This window comes from Mesorhizobium robiniae, assembly GCF_040545535.1.
Lineage (GTDB): Bacteria > Pseudomonadota > Alphaproteobacteria > Rhizobiales > Rhizobiaceae > Mesorhizobium > Mesorhizobium robiniae.
On sequence record NZ_JBEPMC010000004.1, the window covers coordinates 220549 to 237688 of the forward strand.

The 17140-nt window shown below is 62.7% G+C and carries 16 protein-coding genes; 4 read left to right on the forward strand and 12 right to left on the reverse strand.

Features of this window, described 5'->3' with window-relative positions; all coding sequences use genetic code 11:
- Positions 1-26: 26 nt before the first annotated feature.
- Positions 27-911, reverse strand: coding sequence for a 3-hydroxyisobutyrate dehydrogenase (mmsB, locus tag ABID19_RS12920; RefSeq protein WP_354490976.1), 885 nt, complete (start codon positions 909-911; stop codon positions 27-29).
- A 78-nt stretch (positions 912-989) separates the two neighbouring features.
- Positions 990-2156, reverse strand: a complete 1167-nt coding sequence (locus ABID19_RS12925; protein WP_354490978.1) for an isobutyryl-CoA dehydrogenase — start codon at positions 2154-2156, stop codon at positions 990-992.
- Between the two features lie 131 nt (positions 2157-2287).
- On the opposite strand from ABID19_RS12925, the gene ABID19_RS12930 reads away from it, so the two are divergent.
- A complete protein-coding gene (locus ABID19_RS12930) occupies positions 2288-2902 on the forward strand; it encodes a dimethylsulfonioproprionate lyase family protein (protein ID WP_354490980.1) in 615 nt (204 codons plus the stop codon).
- Positions 2902-4371, forward strand: coding sequence for a cobyric acid synthase (locus tag ABID19_RS12935; protein WP_354490982.1), 1470 nt, complete (start codon positions 2902-2904; stop codon positions 4369-4371). The genes ABID19_RS12930 and ABID19_RS12935 overlap by 1 nt, the downstream gene beginning before the upstream one ends.
- Here the strand turns inward: ABID19_RS12935 and ABID19_RS12940 are convergent.
- The 3 genes from ABID19_RS12940 to ABID19_RS12950 form a co-directional block, all read right to left on the reverse strand.
- Complete coding sequence (locus ABID19_RS12940; protein WP_354490984.1) at positions 4368-4790, reverse strand: VOC family protein; 423 nt, start codon at positions 4788-4790, stop codon at positions 4368-4370. The two genes, ABID19_RS12935 and ABID19_RS12940, sit on opposite strands and share 4 nt — an antisense overlap.
- A 98-nt stretch (positions 4791-4888) precedes the next feature.
- On the reverse strand, positions 4889-5722 hold the full coding sequence (locus ABID19_RS12945; RefSeq protein WP_354490986.1) for a helix-turn-helix domain-containing protein: 834 nt from the start codon (positions 5720-5722) through the stop codon (positions 4889-4891).
- A 204-nt stretch (positions 5723-5926) separates the two neighbouring features.
- Positions 5927-6097: a hypothetical protein gene (locus ABID19_RS12950; protein ID WP_095486751.1), complete on the reverse strand. Its 171-nt coding sequence runs from the start codon at positions 6095-6097 to the stop codon at positions 5927-5929.
- 219 nt (positions 6098-6316) lie between these two features.
- Between ABID19_RS12950 and ABID19_RS12955 the strand changes: the two genes are divergently transcribed.
- Entirely contained in the window at positions 6317-6748 is a 432-nt protein-coding gene (locus tag ABID19_RS12955) for a TerB family tellurite resistance protein (protein WP_354490988.1), read from the forward strand.
- An 18-nt stretch (positions 6749-6766) separates the two neighbouring features.
- Here ABID19_RS12955 and ABID19_RS12960 read toward each other — a convergent pair whose 3' ends face one another.
- From ABID19_RS12960 to ABID19_RS12980, 5 genes are all read right to left on the reverse strand, one after another.
- Entirely contained in the window at positions 6767-8410 is a 1644-nt protein-coding gene (locus ABID19_RS12960; RefSeq protein ID WP_354490990.1) for an ABC transporter ATP-binding protein, read from the reverse strand.
- Positions 8407-9276, reverse strand: coding sequence for an ABC transporter permease (locus tag ABID19_RS12965; protein WP_354490992.1), 870 nt, complete (start codon positions 9274-9276; stop codon positions 8407-8409). Before ABID19_RS12965 ends, ABID19_RS12960 begins: the two co-directional genes overlap by 4 nt.
- Positions 9273-10220 carry an ABC transporter permease gene (locus ABID19_RS12970; protein ID WP_354490993.1) on the reverse strand — a complete coding sequence of 316 codons (948 nt, stop codon included), beginning with the start codon at positions 10218-10220 and terminating at the stop codon, positions 9273-9275. The genes ABID19_RS12965 and ABID19_RS12970 overlap by 4 nt, the downstream gene beginning before the upstream one ends.
- A 22-nt stretch (positions 10221-10242) precedes the next feature.
- The gene (locus ABID19_RS12975) at positions 10243-11724 is read right to left on the reverse strand and encodes an ABC transporter substrate-binding protein (protein WP_354490995.1); all 1482 of its coding nucleotides are present in this window, start codon (positions 11722-11724) and stop codon (positions 10243-10245) included.
- Positions 11725-11888: 164 nt separating this feature from the next.
- Positions 11889-13163, reverse strand: a complete 1275-nt coding sequence (locus tag ABID19_RS12980) for an acetylornithine deacetylase/succinyl-diaminopimelate desuccinylase family protein (RefSeq protein ID WP_354490996.1) — start codon at positions 13161-13163, stop codon at positions 11889-11891.
- A gap of 213 nt (positions 13164-13376) precedes the next feature.
- Between ABID19_RS12980 and ABID19_RS12985 the strand changes: the two genes are divergently transcribed.
- The gene (locus ABID19_RS12985; RefSeq protein WP_354490997.1) at positions 13377-13805 is read left to right on the forward strand and encodes a L,D-transpeptidase; all 429 of its coding nucleotides are present in this window, start codon (positions 13377-13379) and stop codon (positions 13803-13805) included.
- A 55-nt stretch (positions 13806-13860) separates the two neighbouring features.
- Here ABID19_RS12985 and ABID19_RS12990 read toward each other — a convergent pair whose 3' ends face one another.
- Both ABID19_RS12990 and ABID19_RS12995 read right to left on the reverse strand, forming a co-directional pair.
- Positions 13861-15720, reverse strand: a complete 1860-nt coding sequence (locus ABID19_RS12990; protein ID WP_352931828.1) for an ABC transporter ATP-binding protein — start codon at positions 15718-15720, stop codon at positions 13861-13863.
- Between the two features lie 265 nt (positions 15721-15985).
- Complete coding sequence (locus tag ABID19_RS12995; RefSeq protein ID WP_354490999.1) at positions 15986-17029, reverse strand: aldo/keto reductase; 1044 nt, start codon at positions 17027-17029, stop codon at positions 15986-15988.
- Positions 17030-17140 lie beyond the last annotated feature (111 nt).

Consider the following 17140-nt stretch of genomic DNA (forward strand, 5'->3'; position numbering starts at 1 on the left):
GAGAGCAAGCTTTTGGGCGACATGCATTACGCAGGGGTACCGCGCAGGAAATTTATGATGCCAGAAAAATCGACACCGGCGTGTCCCTGGGCGTTGAACAGCGCGTAGAGCTGGGCGGCCTCGGCGCCGAGCGGCGTCACGGCACCGGCGCTTTGCGCGGCTTCCTGCGACAGTTTCAGGTCCTTCAGCATCAGTGCTGCGGCAAACCCCGGCATGTAGCCATTGTTGGCCGGAGATGTCGGCACCGGGCCGGGCACCGGGCAGTAGGTGGTCAGCGACCAGCACTGGCCCGACGAGGTCGAGGCGACGTCGAACAGCGCCTGATGCGACAGGCCGAGCTTTTCCGCCAGAACGAAGGCTTCGGCGACGCCGATCATCGAAATGCCTAAAATCATGTTGTTGCAGATCTTTGCCGCCTGTCCGGCGCCATCGCCGCCGCAGTGGACGATGCGGCCGGCCATCGGCGTGAGGATTGGCTCGGCTTTGGCGAAGGCATCCTCCGAGCCCCCGGCCATGAAGGTCAGCGTGCCGGCGGTTGCGCCGCCGGTGCCGCCGGAAACCGGCGCGTCGATCGACAGCAACCCATGTTTGGCAGCAATGGCGTGGGCTTTTCGCGCCGATTCGACGTCGATGGTCGAGGAATCGATGAACAGCGCGCCTTGTTTCGCCTTGGGCGCGATGTCTTCGTAGACCGACAGGACGTGCTTGCCGGCCGGCAGCATGGTGATGACCACATCGGCCCCCTTCACCGCGGCAAGGGCATTGGCCATGACGACGACGCCATGATCCCTGGCGATGACAAGGTTCTCCGGCATCAGGTCGAAGCCGTGCACTGTGTGTCCCGCCTTGACGAGGTTGGCGGCCATCGGATTGCCCATGTTGCCGAGGCCGATGAAGGCGATGGTGGTCATCGTTTTTCTCCGATTTTTGTTTTCATGCATGTCGTTATCCCAAAACCGCTGCGCACTTTTGGGCGACATGCATTGGCGTCAACGGCCGATCAGGGCACGTGCGATGATGACGCGCATGATCTCGTTGGTGCCTTCGAGGATCTGGTGGACGCGCAGATCCCGCACCAGCTTCTCGATGCCGTAATCGTGCAAATAGCCGTAGCCGCCATGCAGTTGCAGCGCGTCATTGGCGACGTCGAAGCCGATGTCGGTGACGAAGCGCTTGGCCATCGCCGACCATTTCGAGGCATCCGGGGCCTTGCGGTCGAGCTTCGAGGCGGCGGCGTAGAGGAATATCCGTGCTGCCTGCAGCTCGGTCTCCATGTCTGCGAGCTTGAATTGCAGCGCCTGGAACTGGTTGATTTTGGAGCCGAAGGCCTTGCGCTCGGCGGTGTAGGACAGCGCCTTGTCGAGCGCCGATTGCGCGCCGCCCAGCGAACAGGCGGCGATGTTGAGCCGGCCGCCGTCGAGCCCGCCCATGGCGATGGAAAAGCCGGCGCCTTCGGCCGAGAGCAGGTTTTGCGCCGGAACCTTGCAGTCCTCGAACACAACCTGGCGGGTCGACTGCATGTGCCAGCCCATCTTGTGCTCGTTGGAACCGAAGGACAGGCCGGGCGCATCCTTCGGCACGACGAAAGTGGAAATACCCTTCGGCCCATCGGCACCGGTGCGCGCCATGACGATGTAGATGTCGCTGTCGCCGGCGCCCGAGATGAACTGCTTGACGCCGTTCAGCACATAGTCGCCGCCGCTTTTCATCGCGCGCGTCTTCAGCGCCGCCGCATCCGAACCCGAGCCCGGCTCGGTCAGGCAATAGCTGGCCAGCCATTCCATCGAGGTCAGCTTCGGCAGGAAGTGCTGGCGTTGCTCGTCGCTGCCGAAGCGGTCGATCATCGACGCCGCCATGTTGTGGATCGAGATGAAGGAGGAAAAGGCCGGATCGGCGCGCGAAAGCGCTTCGAAGATCAGCACCGCGTCGAGCCGGCCGAGCGCCGAGCCGCCGACATCGTCACTGACATAGATGCCGCCGAGGCCGAGCGGGCCGGTTTCGCGGATCACATCCGCCGGAAAATGCTTGTTGCGGTCCCAGTCGAGCGCGTTCGGCGCGACGCGGTCGGCGGCGAAGGCCTCGGCCATCTCCTGGATCGCGCGCTGGTCCTCGTTGAGTTCGAACTGGCTGGTGCTCGCATCGACAGCGGCGTCCATGGCGTGCTCCCTGATGTTTCCGGCCTGCTGGCCTGTCGTTTTTGGCTTTGCGCGCGCACCAATCTAGACCAATGATGCCGCCGCGCAAGCCGACCCTCCGCGGAACGGCTGTGCGTGAATCGGAGCCAGATGTGTCGACGAATTCAAATGAACTGCTTGAGCATTTCCGAACCTATCTCGAAACCTTCGATGATGCGCTGGTAGGCGATGCGGTGACCCGGATCGGCTGGGACATGCCGGTCCGTCCGCTCGAGCCGCATCGCCTGCCTTGCCTTCGCTATCTCGATCGCGCAGCGGAACTTGCGCCGCCAGATGCCAGATCGCTGGCGCGGTTCCTCACGGCGCATCGCAATGAGCTGCGCTGGGGCCAGACCTACAGCGCTGCCGATTTCGGCGCGGAATTCCTGGCCAGATACGGCTGGCTGGAGATCTTTGGTACGCGCGGCCATTTCGTCAATGACGAGGTTGCGGCCGGTCTGCTGATCCTCGGACCTGACATCGTCTATCCCGACCATCATCACGTCGCCGAGGAGATCTACATTCCGCTGACCGGCGGCACGCAATGGCGCATGGGCGAGGGGGAATTTCGCAGGCGCGAGGCGGGTGAGGTGATCCACCATGCCTCCAATGTCAGCCACGCCATGCGCACCGGCAAGGAGCCGCTGCTTGCGCTCTACATCTGGCGTGACGGGCCGCTGGCGGCAAAATCGACGATCACCGGAACGACGGCACAGGGCAAGGACTGATGGCCAGGGCGATCATGCTGCAAGGCACGGGCTCCGATGTCGGCAAAACGGTGCTGGTCGCGGGTCTGTGCCGCGCGGCGAAAAAACGCGGGCTGAAGGTGCGGCCGTTCAAGCCGCAGAACATGTCGAACAACGCTGCCGTCGCCGACATTCCGGGTGACAAACTCGGTGGCGAGATCGGCCGCGCCCAATGGCTGCAGGCGATCGCTTGTGGCGTGACGCCTTCCGTCCACATGAACCCAGTGCTCCTCAAGCCGCAGACCGATATCGGCGCGCAAGTGGTGGTGCAGGGCAAGGTGTTCGGCGAGGCAAGGGCGCGTGACTACCAGGCGCTGAAGGGGCGGCTGATGGATGCGGTGCTGGACTCTTGGACAAAGGTCGGTGAGGGCGCCGATCTGGTCATCGTCGAGGGCGCCGGCTCGCCGGCCGAGATCAATCTCAGGAGCCGCGACATTGCCAATATGGGCTTTGCCACGCGCGCCAACGTGCCGGTGATCCTCGTCGGCGATATCGATCGCGGCGGCGTCATCGCCTCGGTCGCCGGCACACACCTGATCCTGCCGGAAGAGGACCGGCGCATGATCGTCGGCTACCTCATCAACAAGTTCCGCGGCGATGTCTCGCTGTTCGAGGACGGCATCAAATCGATCGAAAAATTCACGGGATGGCGCTGCTTCGGCGTCGTGCCGTGGCTGAAGGCGGCGGCGCGGCTGCCATCAGAGGATTCGGTTGTGCTGGAACGGCTGGCCTCTGGCGAGAAACGGGCGCTGAAGGTGGCGGTGCCGATGCTCGGCCGCATCGCCAACTTTGACGATCTCGACCCGCTCAAGGCCGAACCGCAGGTCGAGGTGGTCTTCGTGCCGCCGGGAAAGACGCTGCCGCAGGATGCCGGGCTGGTGGTCATCCCCGGTTCGAAATCGACGATCGCCGATCTCCTGAAATTTCGCGAGAATGGCTGGGATCGCGACCTTCTCGCGCATCGCAAGCGCGGCGGCTACATTGTCGGCATCTGCGGCGGCTTCCAGATGCTGGGCAAAATCGTGCGCGATCCCGACGGTATCGAGGGCAGTGTTCCCGAGACCGAAGGGCTTGGCCTGCTCGACGTCGAAACGGTGATGGAGCCGGAAAAGACGGTGCGCAATGTCAGCGCGCGCTCGGTGCAATTCGACCTGCCGCTGCAAGGCTACGAGATCCATCTCGGCCGCACCACCGGTCCGGACACGCTGCGGCCGTCCGCCGTCATCAACGGCATCGATGACGGCGCCATCTCGACCGACGGCAAGGTATCGGGCACCTATCTGCACGGGCTGTTTTCCGCCGACGCTTTTCGGGCGAAATTCCTGGAAAACCTTGGCGTCAAAGGCGGCGGCATCGACTATCGCGCCGAGGTCGAACGGGCGCTGGACGAGGTCGCAGCCGAGCTGGAGATACACCTCGACTGCGACGCCATCTTTGGCCTCGCGCGTTAGCTGGCGGGCTCGGCGGCCTTCGGCCAGTAGGTACCAAACGACCAGACATTGCCTTCCGGATCGCGGCAGATGAACTCGCGGCTGCCATAGTCGCGGTCAGTCAGCTCTTCCAGTATTTCGGCTCCGGCCTTTTTTGCTTTGGCATAGGCGGCATCGGCATCGTCAACGGCAACGTAGATCGATCTGCCACCACCCTGGCTCGGTGCACCGACCATCTGGCCAAACTTGTCGTCGCGTGCAGTGCCCAGCATGATCATCGAGGAGCCGAAAGTCAGTTCGGCGTGATGGACAATATCGCCTTCGCCGTAGCGGGCATGAACGGCAAAGCCGAAGGCTTCACCCAGCCAGTCGATCATCTTTGCGGCATTGCGATAGCGCAAGGTCGGATAGAGCCGGGGCGGTTCGACTGATGTGGTCATGACGGTCTCCTTCAGTTGGGTTGGTCGATACCCCAGTCTGGGCGAAGGCCGTTTCGGCGTCTTGAAGAAATGTTACCTGAGGCAAGGACCCTGCGCGTCTATGCCTGGACGGCAAGCGTCGTCGGCGTTTCGCCGGCAAGATCGCGGAATTCGCGAACCAGATGCGCCTGGTCGGCATAGCCGCAGTCGGCGGCGATATCAGCCCAGTCGGATTTGTCCCGCTTTGAATGGCCGAGCGCCCGGTTGAAGCGGACGATGCGCGACAATGTCTTTGGCCCGACCCCGATCGCGTTGGAGAATTTCCCCAAGAGATGCTTGCGGCTCCAGCCCAGCCTGTCGGCGAGCGATGAGACGCGAATGCGGCCGCCCGAGGCGATGATCCGTTCATAGGCCCAAGCGATTTCGGCCTGCGTTTCCCGGGCCTCAGCCAGCCGTTCGGCGACGAACGCCTCGACGATGGCAAAGCGCGCGCTCCAGTCGCGCGCGTTTCCAAGCCTTTCGCGCAGCGCGATGCCTTCAAGGCCGAGCACATCGTCGAGGCCTACCATGCGGTCGGTCAGCTCGCTCATCGGAAGGCCGAAGAAGCGGCGGGCGCCGAGCGGCGTGAAATTGACCTGGACGCAGCAGGCGCCACCGTAGGATTCGATCACCACCGGACCGGCGTAGAGGCCGGCGGCGAAACTGGCGAAGCGGTCATTGTCGCTGGGGTCCTTGCCGAGACCGATGGAGAAGGGTTCGGCAAAGCTGATGACCAGCGGCACGGTCAGCGATGCATATTCGACGTCGCGGAAATAGCCCGGTGCCGTTTCGCGATAGAAGCAGATGTCGGTGACCGCGCCGTGAAGCCCAAGGCCGGGCGCGCACCGCATCATCTCGAACTGGCCGAGGCCGGGGCTGTGATGATTGCTGCCGTCTTCGCCTTTGGCGGACATGAATTTTCCTTCCGCTGGGGAACTGTAGCAGACCAGCCCTCAGAATCAAAAGCGCCCGGCTTGTGGCCGGGCGCTCCGAATTGCCTGAGATTTGAGTGCTTAAAGCGCGTCGCGTCCGCAAAAAATCTATGCAACGCGCTTTAAGCCTTTGTTTTTATGCATATCGTTGACCCAAAACCGCTGCGCACTTTTGGGCGACATGCACTAGGCGCCGCGCATCAAGCAGCCACCGGCAAGCACGATATAAGCGATGAGGGCAATCCAAACCGCGGGTATGGGAATGAACGCAAGGACGCCGAAAGCGGCAAGGAGGCCGAGAATGGCGATAACAAGGGATATGATGAAAATAAGCTGTGTAGGCGCACTGAGATTCATGTGTGGCTCCTCCAACATGATTCGTACGACCACATACTATCAGGCGCGCCGTCACACACCAATCAGCGTGCGCAGCGGGTTTGCGCATGACGACGATCTGGGTGGCAAGATCGAACATCGGATGGTTGCGGGGAGAGAGACGTCCGGCGCGTTCGACCACCCGTTTGCGCAAGGCCGATTCCGCGCTACCTATTCGCAACGAATCGGAAAGGGACGCTGATGGCATTCGCTTTGCTGGACCAGATACGCTCGATCTTCGATGGCGACCCCGGTGTGCGCAAGGTTGCCGACGATCCTGTTCTGTCGGCGGAACTGCTCATGCTGTTTCGCATGATCCTCGCCGACGGCTCGGTCACAGAGAGCGAAATGGCCGCCTTCAGGCGCATCTGCCGGGAAGCCTTCGCCATTCCGGAAGCCAGCATCGACAGTGTCATCGAATATCTCAACGAGTTCGGCTACGAGACCAACAGCTCGCAAGCCATCGCGCAGTTCCGTGACCTCGACGTCGAACGGCGCACGCTGCTTGCCCGCCACATGGCCGAGATCGCCAAGGCCGATTCGCAGCTTGCCGGGACCGAGATGCAGCTCTTGCGGCGCACGCTCGACCTACTCGACATCAGCCCTGCCGATGTGGTGAAGCCGCAAACGTAAGCTTCAACCGCCCGCCGCTCAGCCTTGTTCCTGTAACCGGCGCGCTATCGCCCGGTGCAGGTCCGGAGCCGCAGCGACCAGCGCCTTCGCGGCTTCGGACTGCGGATGGTCTAGAACCTCGCTCGTCTTGCCGCGCTCGACGATCCTGCCGTCATGCATGACCATCACCTGGTCTGATATGGCGCGGGCGACGGTCAGATCATGGGTGATGAAGAGGTAGGCGACGCCGAGTTTCTGGTTGAGCTCGGCGAACAGGTCGAGCACCTGGGCGCGGATCGAGACATCGAGCGCCGAGACCGGCTCGTCGGCGACGACCAGTTTGGGGCGGGTGATGATGGCGCGGGCGATCGACAGGCGCTGGCGCTGGCCACCGGAGAATTCGTGCGGATATTTGTCCATGTCGCGTGGGCTGAGGCCGACCTCGTGCAAAGCCTTTGCCACCATTTCGCGCCGCTCGGCATTCGTCGGCTTCTTCTCCAGGACATGCAGCGGCTCGGCGACCAATTTTTCGACCTTCTGGCGCGGATCGAAGGAGCCGTAAGGATCCTGGAACACCACCTGCATGTCGCGCCGTGCTGGCTTGAGCTCAGTCTCGCTCTTGCCGGTGATGTCTTGCCCACGAAACCGGATCGTTCCCGATGTCGGCCCGTCCAGCGCCAGGACTATGCGGGCAAGCGTGGACTTGCCGCAGCCGGAACGCCCGACCAGCGCCACCGACTGGCCCGGTGCCATCGAAAATGAAACATTGTCGACGGCGCGGATCGGGGCCGCCCGCTTCAATAGCGATGTGCGACGTCCCGGATAGTCCCGCGTCACGCTGTCTACCTGGAGCAGAGGCTTGGCACCATGGAGCAGGGGGTTGCCTTGACCGACCTCGTGTGCCTTGGCCCGCGCGGGCACATGCATCGAGGCCTGCGCCAGCTGTCGGGTGTAGGGATGAAGCTGTTCGGACAAGGTGCGCGCCGTGTCGCCGGCCTCCATCACTTCGCCGTGGCGCAGGATGGTGATGCGATCCGCCATCTCGGTCACCACCGCGAGGTCATGCGAGATCAGGAGCAGGCCCATGCGATTTTCCGCGACCAGATCGCGCAACAGGTCGAGGATCTGCGCCTGCAGCACGACGTCGAGCGCCGTCGTCGGCTCGTCGGCGATCAGCAGCTTGGGCTTCAGCGCGCAGGCAATGGCGATGACGACGCGCTGGCGCTGACCGCCGGACAGTTCGTGCGGATAGCGTGACAAGGGAAACTGCGCCGCCGGCAGGCCAACCCGGTCGAGCATTTCTCGCGCCCGGCCCTCGCCGTCGGCGCGGCTTACCCCGGTGTGCCAGCGGATGCCTTCGGCGACCTGTTCGCCAATGGTCTTGACCGGGTTCAGCGCCGTCATCGGCTCCTGGAACACCATGCCGATATCGTCGCCGCGCAACGCGCACATCTGGTCTTCGCTGGCCGCAAGGATGTCGATGCCGTCGAAGGTGACGCGCCCGGTGGCGCGCGCCGCCCAAGGCAGAAGCCGCATCACCGTCAGCGCCGTTATCGACTTGCCCGAGCCGGATTCGCCGACCAGCCCCATCACCTCGCCGGGCGCGACGGAGAGCTCGACATCCCTCAGGATCGGTGTGTCGCCGATGCTCAGGGACAATTTTTCGATTTCGAGCAGGCTCATCGCTTCCGCCGCGATTTGGGATCGAGGATATCGGCAATACCGTCGCCGAGCAGGTTCAGTCCGAGCACGGTGATGACGATCGCCATGCCTGGAAAGATCGCCATCCACGGCGCCATCACCATGCGGGTCTGCGCATCGAACAGCATCCGCCCCCAGCTCGGCATTGGCGGCTGTGTGCCGAGCCCGACATAGGAAAGCCCGGCTTCGGCCAGGATGCCGAGCGCGAACTGGATGGTGCCTTGCACCAGAAGCAAGGTGACGATGTTGGGCAGCACATGTTCCAGCGTGATCAGCGTCTTGCCCTTGCCGGCGGCGCGCGCGGCAAGGATGAATTCGCGCGGCCAGATCGCCAGCGCACCGGCCCGGGCGACGCGGGCAAAGACCGGGATGTTGAAGATGCCGATGGCGATGATGGCGTTGAGCGCGCCAGGGCCGAAGATGGCGGTGATCATGATCGCCGACAGCAGGGCAGGGAAGGCGAAGACCAGATCGTTGAGCCGCATCACCGCTTCGTCGAGGATGCCGCCGCGGGCCGCGGCAAAGGCGCCGAGCGGCACGCCGACGCCCATGCCGATGCCGACCGCCACAAGCGCCACGGCGATCGAATTGCGGGCGCCGACCATGATCATGGAAAGAATGTCGCGGCCGAAATGGTCGGTGCCGAACCAGTGCGCCGGCGAGGGTGCCTGGGTTCTGTCGGCGATGATCAGCCTGGTGACGTCAAAAGGCGTCCAGAAAAACGAGACGACGGCAATCGCTGCCACCACCACGGTGATGACGAAGCCGGCGAGAAACGAGCGATTGGTGAAGGCCTTGACCAGGATGTCGGCAAAATTCTCCTCTGGGATGTCGAAGCGCAGCGTCATTGGCGGCTTCTCAGGCGCGGATCGACGACCGCATAGGAGAGATCGACTAGCAGGTTGACCGCAATGACGGCGGCGACCAGCAGCATGACGACGCTTTCGACGACGATCAGGTCGCGCTGGGTAATCGCCTGGAACACCAGCCGGCCGAGGCCGGGAAGATAAAAGACGTTCTCGATGATGATGGTGCCGGCGAGCAGGAAGGCGAACTGCAGGCCGAGAATGGTCAGCACCGGGATCATGGCGTTGCGCAACGCATGCCGCCACAGGACGGCGCGATAGGGCAGGCCCTTGGCGCGGGCGGTACGGATATAGTCCTCGTTCAGCACTTCGATCAGCGCCGAGCGGGTGACGCGGGCGAGGATCGCCGCTTGCGGCAGGGCGAGCGCGACTGCCGGCAGGACCAGTGATTTCAGCGCCGGCCAGACGCCCGCACTCCATCCCGGAAAACCACCTGCCGGCACCAGCCGCAGCCAGACGGCGAAGAGGTAGATCAACATCAGCGCAAACCAGAAGTTAGGCACGGCGACGCCTAGCTGGGCGGCGCCCATCGCAATCGTGTCGCCGGCCCGTCCGTGCCGGCCGGCTGAAAACAGCCCGACCGGAATGGCAATGACGGTGGACAGCGCCAGCGCGATCAGCGCCAGCGGCAGCGAGACGACGACGCGCTCGCGGACAAGCTCGATAACCGGCACCGAATAGGTGTAGGAGCGGCCGAAATCGAGGCTCAGCAAGCCGCCCGCCCAGTGCAGATAGCGCGCGGCAAGGGGGGCGTTGAGGCCCATCTGGTTGCGCAGCAACTCGACCTGCTCGGCGCTGGCGTTCAGGCCAAGCATCAGCCGCGCCGGGTCGCCGGGAATGATCTCCAGCACGGCAAAAACCACCATCGAGGCCAGAACCAGGGTGATGAGGGCTATGGCGAGACGTTTGAGGAGATAGGCGGTCATGGTGGCGGGCCGCTGCGCAACCTCACTCCGTCCACTTCACCTTGGTCAAGTCGTTCGCCTGGATCGGTGCGTTTTCCCAAAAACCCTCGAGCTTGGCGTCCCAGACGCCGACTTTCGGCAGTTCGTAGAGGAAACCGACCACGGCATCGTCGGCCAGTATCTTCTGCGCCTCGCCGAGCAGCGTCATGCGCTTGGCCTCGTCCGAGGTGAGGTTCAGATCGGCGATGATCTTGTCGAAGGTCGGATTGTCGTAATTGAAGTAATAATCCTTGCGCGAATAGATATCGATGTCGTTGGGCTCGGTGTGGGAGACGATGGTCAGGTCGTAATCCTTCTTGGTGAAGACCTGGTCCAGCCACTGCGCCCATTCCACGGGTACGATCTGCAGATCGATGCCGACATCGCGAAGCTGCGAGGCGATGATCTCGCCGCCCAGCCGCGCATAGGGCGGCGGCGGCAGTTTCAGCGTCGCCTTGAAACCGTTCTCCAGGCCGGCTTCCTTCAGCAGCTCCCTGGCCTTGTCGACATTGTGCGGATAGAGGCCGGTGAGGTCGACATAGGCTTTGCTCGCGGGCGACATATGCGAGCCGATCGGCACGCCGAGCCCGGCCGAAGCGCCGTCGATGATCGCCTTGCGGTCGAGCGCAAAGGAGATCGCCTGCCTGACCTGCAGTTTGTCGAAAGGCGGCTTCTTGTTGTTCATCGAAAGGATGGTCTCACCCTCGGTCGCGCCGATCACCACCTTGAAGCGTGGGTCGCCCTGGATCTGCGCGACGCTGTCGAGATCGGGGAAGAAGGGAAAGGCCTGGACGTCGCCGGAAAGCAATGCCGGCACAGCGGCGGCGGCATCGGGAACGATACGGAATTCGGCCTTGTCGAGAGCAACCGGAGCACCCCAGTAAGTGTCCGACTTGATCAGCGTGATCGACGAGCCCTTGGCCCAGCTCTGGAACTTGAACGGGCCGGTGCCGACAGGCTTTTCCTTGTTGGTGTTGGCTGTCTCAGGCGCGACGATGACCGCGTCGCCCCAACCCATATTGTAGAGGAAGGAACTTTGCGGGTTCTTCAGCGTGATCTTGACCGTCGTCGGATCGACCACCTCGACCGCATCGATGGCGGCGAACAGGCCCTTTTGTGCATTGACGGAGTTGTCGGCGCGGGCGCGGTCGAGCGAGAATTTCACGTCGTCGGCGTTGAAGTCGGTGCCGTCGTGAAATTTCACGCCGGTATGCAATTTGAAGGTGTAGGCCTTGCCGTCATCGGAAATAGTCCAGCTTTCGGCCAGATCCGGCAGCACCTCGCCGTTCGGACCGATGCGGGTCAGCCCCTCGAACACGTTGGCGTACAGCACTTCGTCGATCGCCGCCGCAGCACCCGCGGTCGGGTCGAGATGCGGGGGTTCGAGCGTGATGCCGATGACCAGATCGGTCCGCGCGGCAAATACCGATGTTCCGGCAGCCAGCACCAGGCCTGCAGCGGTGAGAATGGTTTTCCACAATTTCATCGTGCAGCTCCCGATATGCTCAAAAAGATGCTCAGAACTCGGTGGATAGAAGCGTGATTTCGCCGAGGAGTAAATTGCGTTTCGTGCTTTCCGGCAGCGCCGGCAGGAATGTTTTTTCGTTAGCCGCCGACTCTGGCGATTGAAGCTTGCCCGTCGCTGCCGGATTACCGTGCGCCGGTGAGCAGTATGTTCAGCCCGATCGCCATCACCTTTGCCGATTCGACCATGTCTGATATTCCGACCCATTCGTCGGGCCTGTGGGCGAGGTCGAGAATGCCCGGACCGTAGGCGATGCAGTCGTAGATGTGGCCGATGCGGGCAATGTGCTTCTGGTCGTAAGTGCCGGGCGAAATCACATAGTCGGGCTCGCGGTCGAATACCTCCATGATGCCCTGCGCCACCGCCTTCACCACCGGCGCATCGCGCTCGGTCATCAGCGGCAGCACCTCCATGAGGTCACGGATTTCGTAGTCGAATTTCTTGCGCTCGCGCTTCAGCCGGTCGAGGATATCGGTCACCTCGCTTTTGACGGTGCCCAAATCCTCTTCGAGCAGGAAGCGGCGGTCGATGGTCAGCCGGCAGGAATCGGGCACATTGGGCGAGGGCAGGCCGGGCCGGAAATCCTCCGTCTGGCCGCCATGGATCGAGTTGATGTTCATGGTCGAGCGCTTTGCGCCGTCGGGCACGACCGGCATGCGTGTGATCTTGCGGTCGAGCGCCGGGAACAGCTCGTCCTCGAAAGCCCTCAGCACGGCGCCCATGTGGCGCACCGCATTGTCACCGAGGAACGGCATCGAACCGTGGGCGATCTCGCCTTTGGTCTCGATCTCCGCCCACCACACGCCGCGATGGCCGAGGCAGATGCGGTCCTTGTTCAACGGCTCGGGGATGATGACATGATCGACCTTAGGCCTGGAGAAATAGCCGAGCTTTGCCAGATGCGCGACGCCGCCAAAGCCGCCGGACTCCTCGTCGACCGTCCCTGAAATTTCGATGGCGCCGGGAAAGTCGGGGAAGACCTCCATGAAGGCCTCGACGGCGATGATCGAGGCGGCCAAGCCGCCCTTCATATCGCAGGCGCCGCGGCCGTAGATCTTGCCGTCCCTGACGATGCCGGCGAAGGGATCGAGGCTCCAGCCGTCGCCGGCTTCGACCACGTCGATATGCGAGTTGAAATGCACGCAGGCGCCGGGCGAGCGGCCATCGAAGCGGGCGACGACATTGACGCGCGGGTAGCGGTCGGTGTCGCCGGGGGTGCCTTCGGCGCGGATGAATTCGACTTCGAAACCGCGCTTCTTCAGCCGCGCTCCGACATATTCGGCGCATGGCCGGTAGGCTTCGCCGGGCGGATTGACGGTCGGAAAGCGGATCAGATCAGCGGTCAGCGCGACCAGGTCGTCGACCCTATCATCGACCGCTTTCAGGAGAAGTTCGTTCATTCGGCGAATTGAGCAGCCAACGGTGCGGTTTGGCAAGCCTGTCGGCGGACCCCGACGCGTGCTGTTGCGGCAACTATCGCGGGAAATCGTTCAAATTCGCTGCTTTGGATTGGTGAATTCGTCAAGGAGTATGTGGTTACCTCACTTGCGATTTAAAAAATCAAGAATAGCGTGCAGGCAGGCAGGCAAGGGCAATCAAAGGGGTTTGATCGCATGAAAAAGACCGTTCTCATGGCAGTGTTACTGCTAACGATGCTGTTCGGTTCTTCGGTCGAGGGCTGGGCAGCCAAGCTGGTTGCAAGGATCGACGTGTCATCGCAGACGATGACTGTAAGATACGGTCAGGCGGTTTACCGCTGGCGCGTGTCCACGGCGCGCCAAGGTTATATCACGCCGCGCGGCAGCTACCGGCCGCAACGAACTGCACGGATGTGGTACTCGCGCAAATATGACATGTCGCCGATGCCTCATTCGGTGTTCTACCGCGGCGGCTACGCCATCCATGGCACCGGCGCGGTGAAGTCTCTCGGGCGCCCGGCGTCGCATGGCTGCGTGCGGCTGCACCCGGCCAATGCCGCCGCCTTCTATTCGATGGTGCGGCAAGCCGGCTTCCGCAACACGCGGATCGTGGTGACCAACTGACTGTAATTGGCCGCAAGCGAAGGAAGCGAGAAGCAGAGGGTTCGCGGCTGGCGGCTCATATCTCCTCGACGGCGTCGGCAATGTAGCCGCCGGTCTGCCGCTTCCACAGCCGGGCATAAAGCCCGTCGCGTTCGAGCAGCGCCGATGGCGTTCCCTCCTCGACGATTCGACCTTTGTCGAGAACGACGATCCGGTCCATCCTGGCAATCGTCGACAGGCGATGAGCGATGGCGATCACCGTCTTGCCCTCCATCAGGAGCGCGAGCTTATCCTGGACCGCCGCCTCGGCTTCGCTGTCCAGTGCTGATGTCGCCTCATCAAGAACCAGAATTGGCGCGTCCTTGAGCAACACCCGGGCGATCGCGACGCGCTGGCGCTGGCCGCCGGAAAGCTTCACTCCGCGGTCGCCCACGAAGGCGCCATAGCCGGTGCGGTCTTCGCTATCTCTGAGATCGGCGATAAAGCCGTCCGCCTCGGCCAGCATCGCAGCGTGCTCCAATTCCCCTTGCGAGGCATCGGGCCGGCCGTAGCGAATGTTGTCGCCGACGGAGCGATGCAGCAGCGAGACATCCTGGGTGACGACGCCGATGCTCTCCCGAAGGCTGGCCTGGGTTACGCCACGAACATCCTGTCCATCGATCAGGATAGCGCCGCCCTTCAGGTCGAAGAACCGCAGGAGCAGGCTGACAAGGGTCGACTTGCCGGCGCCGGAGAGGCCGACGAGCCCGACCTTCTCGCCGGCACCCACGGTGAGCGACAGGTCTTCGATCACCTTTTGACCCTCTCGATATTCGAACCGGATGTTCTTGAACTCGACTTTGCCTGCCGTAACAGCAAGCGGCTTGGCATCCGGCGCATCTTTTATGGTTGGCGGCGTCGTCACGACCGGCATCGCGTCGCGGATCGTGCCCACCGCCTGGAATATCTGCTGACCCATCTGCAGGAAGGCACGGGAGTTGGCATTGAGCCGCTGAACGATGGCGATCGAGGCGGCGAACTGGCCGATCGTGACGAAGCCGGCGACAAACCCCCAGAGCCCTATGGCGACGTTGGTGAGAAAGAGGGCAACGTTGAGCAGGACGACGCCAATATCGGTTGTCAGATAGATGCGCCTTTCGCGCTGCTGGGTCTCGATGGCGTTTTCCATGATGGCGCGCATCGCACCCGCCTCGCTGTCTTCCGCCGCAAACAGCTTGACCATCTGGATGTTGCTGTAGAGGTCGGTCATGGCGCCGACAACAAGGCTGCGCCCCCGTGCCGACCGGCGCGATCGTTCGGAATATTGGGGCACCGCCACCACCGCGATGGCAATGTTGGCGGCGATCCAGACGAAAACGGGAAGCGCCAGTGGCCAGGACAAGGCGCCAAGCAGAACCAGCGAACCGACGAGCTGCACAAAAAACAGCGGTATTCTGTAAAAGGCGACGACGATCTGCTGCTGCACGGCGGATGCGACTTGCGAAATGCGCGATGCAACCTGGCCTGCGAAGAGATCGTGGAAGAAGGCAAGGTCCTGGCGTTCCACCGCCTTGTGGCCCTGCCATTGCATTGCCGCCGGCATACACACGGCCACCGTCTGGGAGTTCAGCGCATTACCCAGGAAGATGAGCAGCGGCAGCACGGGGAAAACCAGAACGCCGAGAACGGCTAGCGTCAGCCAATCCTCCTGCAGGAAAACCGCCGCGCCCTTGGCACTCACCCCGTCGACGATGAACGAGGCCCCCCAGATCGTCGCGAGGTTGATCCCCTCGACCGCCATCATCAAGACGGTAATGGCCGCAAGAGTACCGCGGAACATCCGCGCGAAATGCAGGAGCAGCGCAAATGGCCCGCTCGCAGGCAACGGCGTCGGTGGGATATCCAGCGGACGGATAATCGTCTCGAAAGGGCGATAAACGAGATCAGAAAACCACATGGCGATGCAAAACAGGCGAAGGAGACGGCGACCGCCGGTACTTAAACACGGATTGGGCTCAGCGGGAAAACGCGCGATTTGTTTGTTAACCGCTACCTTGACGTAGACGTTCCCGATTGGTTTGCCAGTTATCCTGTAGCTTTCCACCACGATGCCGACAGAGTGAAGCGGGGAAGAACCGACTCCCCGGGCATTCGGCGATCATGCGCCACATGCGGCGGCGCCTGCGATGGCGATCGGAGTTTCTCCCTGTGAGCGAAACAATTCATGCTTGAACCGCAATCCTTGCGTTGCGCTCTGTACTCGGACGACGGCGCAGCTTTGCCTGTGCGATTTCCGGGGGCTGGTAAGCAGCTTCCAAGGCTCCGACATCGGTGCCCGGAGGAACGATCTCGTCGATCCGGTCGAGAACTTCGTCGCTCAGCACGACGTCCGCTCCCGCAAGCAGATCGTCCAGGTGTTCCATCTTGCGCGGTCCGATGATGGCCGAGGTCACGCCCGGATGCGCAATCACGAAGGCCAGCGCCATATGGGTCAGCGACAGGCCAGCGTCCTCGGCGAGTGGAATAAGCTGCTCCACCACATCCAACCGGCGTTCGTCCGACATCTGTTTGGCAAAGTAATCCACACGCAGGCTCTCGGTGTGCTGCCCTTTGCGGTACCGGCCGGTCAACATGCCCATGGCCAGCGGGCTCCAAACCATTGCACCCATTCCGTACCGCTGGCAGACAGGCAGAACATCGCGCTCGATGGCGCGATTGAGGATCGAATAAGGCGGCTGTTCGGTGCGGAAGCGGGCCAGACCGCGACGCTCGGCAACCCAATGTGCCTCAACGATCTCCGCGGCCGGCAGAGACGATGCCCCAATCGCCCGCACCTTACCAGCCCGCATCAGGTCGGTAAGGGTCGAAAGGGTCTCTTCGATGTCGGTGTCCGGCGCGGGGCGGTGGATCTGGTAGAGATCGATGTAGTCAGTCCCGAGACGGCGCAGTGAGTCCTCGACAGCGCGGGTCAGCCAGCGGCGCGAATTGCCCTGCATGTTCGGATCGTCGCCCATTGGGAGAAACGCCTTGGTGGCGAGCACGACGTTGTCACGGCGCCCCTTAAGAGCTTTGCCGACGATCTCCTCGGATTCTCCGCGGTTATAGGCATCGGCGGTGTCGATGAAGTTGACGCCGGCATCCAACGCCTTGTGGATGATCCGGACGGAGTCGTCATGGTCGGGGTTGCCGATCTTGCCGAACATCATAGCGCCCAGGCAGTAGGGGCTGACTTTGATGCCGGTTTTTCCGAGCGAGCGATATCGCATGGTCTGTTCCTTTGGTCCTTGAATGGCGGTCAGCGCGCGTTGCCGAGTCAAAATTCACGGGGAACGGCCGGTCCTGGCTCGGGAACATGCCCATCGGACCGTTCGCGTCGA

Bases quoted from the DNA above. Each gene is read 5' to 3' on its own strand.
- mmsB (WP_354490976.1), bottom strand. From the start codon at position 911: ATGACCACCATCGCCTTCATCGGCCTCGGCAACATGGGCAATCCGATG.
- ABID19_RS12925 (WP_354490978.1), bottom strand. From the start codon at position 2,156: ATGGACGCCGCTGTCGATGCGAGCACCAGCCAGTTCGAACTCAACGAG.
- ABID19_RS12935 (WP_354490982.1), top strand. From the start codon at position 2,902: ATGGCCAGGGCGATCATGCTGCAAGGCACGGGCTCCGATGTCGGCAAA.
- ABID19_RS12940 (WP_354490984.1), bottom strand. From the start codon at position 4,790: ATGACCACATCAGTCGAACCGCCCCGGCTCTATCCGACCTTGCGCTAT.
- ABID19_RS12945 (WP_354490986.1), bottom strand. From the start codon at position 5,722: ATGTCCGCCAAAGGCGAAGACGGCAGCAATCATCACAGCCCCGGCCTC.
- ABID19_RS12950 (WP_095486751.1), bottom strand. From the start codon at position 6,097: ATGAATCTCAGTGCGCCTACACAGCTTATTTTCATCATATCCCTTGTT.
- ABID19_RS12955 (WP_354490988.1), top strand. From the start codon at position 6,317: ATGGCATTCGCTTTGCTGGACCAGATACGCTCGATCTTCGATGGCGAC.
- ABID19_RS12960 (WP_354490990.1), bottom strand. From the start codon at position 8,410: ATGAGCCTGCTCGAAATCGAAAAATTGTCCCTGAGCATCGGCGACACA.
- ABID19_RS12965 (WP_354490992.1), bottom strand. From the start codon at position 9,276: ATGACGCTGCGCTTCGACATCCCAGAGGAGAATTTTGCCGACATCCTG.
- ABID19_RS12970 (WP_354490993.1), bottom strand. From the start codon at position 10,220: ATGACCGCCTATCTCCTCAAACGTCTCGCCATAGCCCTCATCACCCTG.
- ABID19_RS12975 (WP_354490995.1), bottom strand. From the start codon at position 11,724: ATGAAATTGTGGAAAACCATTCTCACCGCTGCAGGCCTGGTGCTGGCT.
- ABID19_RS12980 (WP_354490996.1), bottom strand. From the start codon at position 13,163: ATGAACGAACTTCTCCTGAAAGCGGTCGATGATAGGGTCGACGACCTG.
- ABID19_RS12985 (WP_354490997.1), top strand. From the start codon at position 13,377: ATGAAAAAGACCGTTCTCATGGCAGTGTTACTGCTAACGATGCTGTTC.
- ABID19_RS12990 (WP_352931828.1), bottom strand. From the start codon at position 15,720: ATGTGGTTTTCTGATCTCGTTTATCGCCCTTTCGAGACGATTATCCGT.
- ABID19_RS12995 (WP_354490999.1), bottom strand. From the start codon at position 17,029: ATGCGATATCGCTCGCTCGGAAAAACCGGCATCAAAGTCAGCCCCTAC.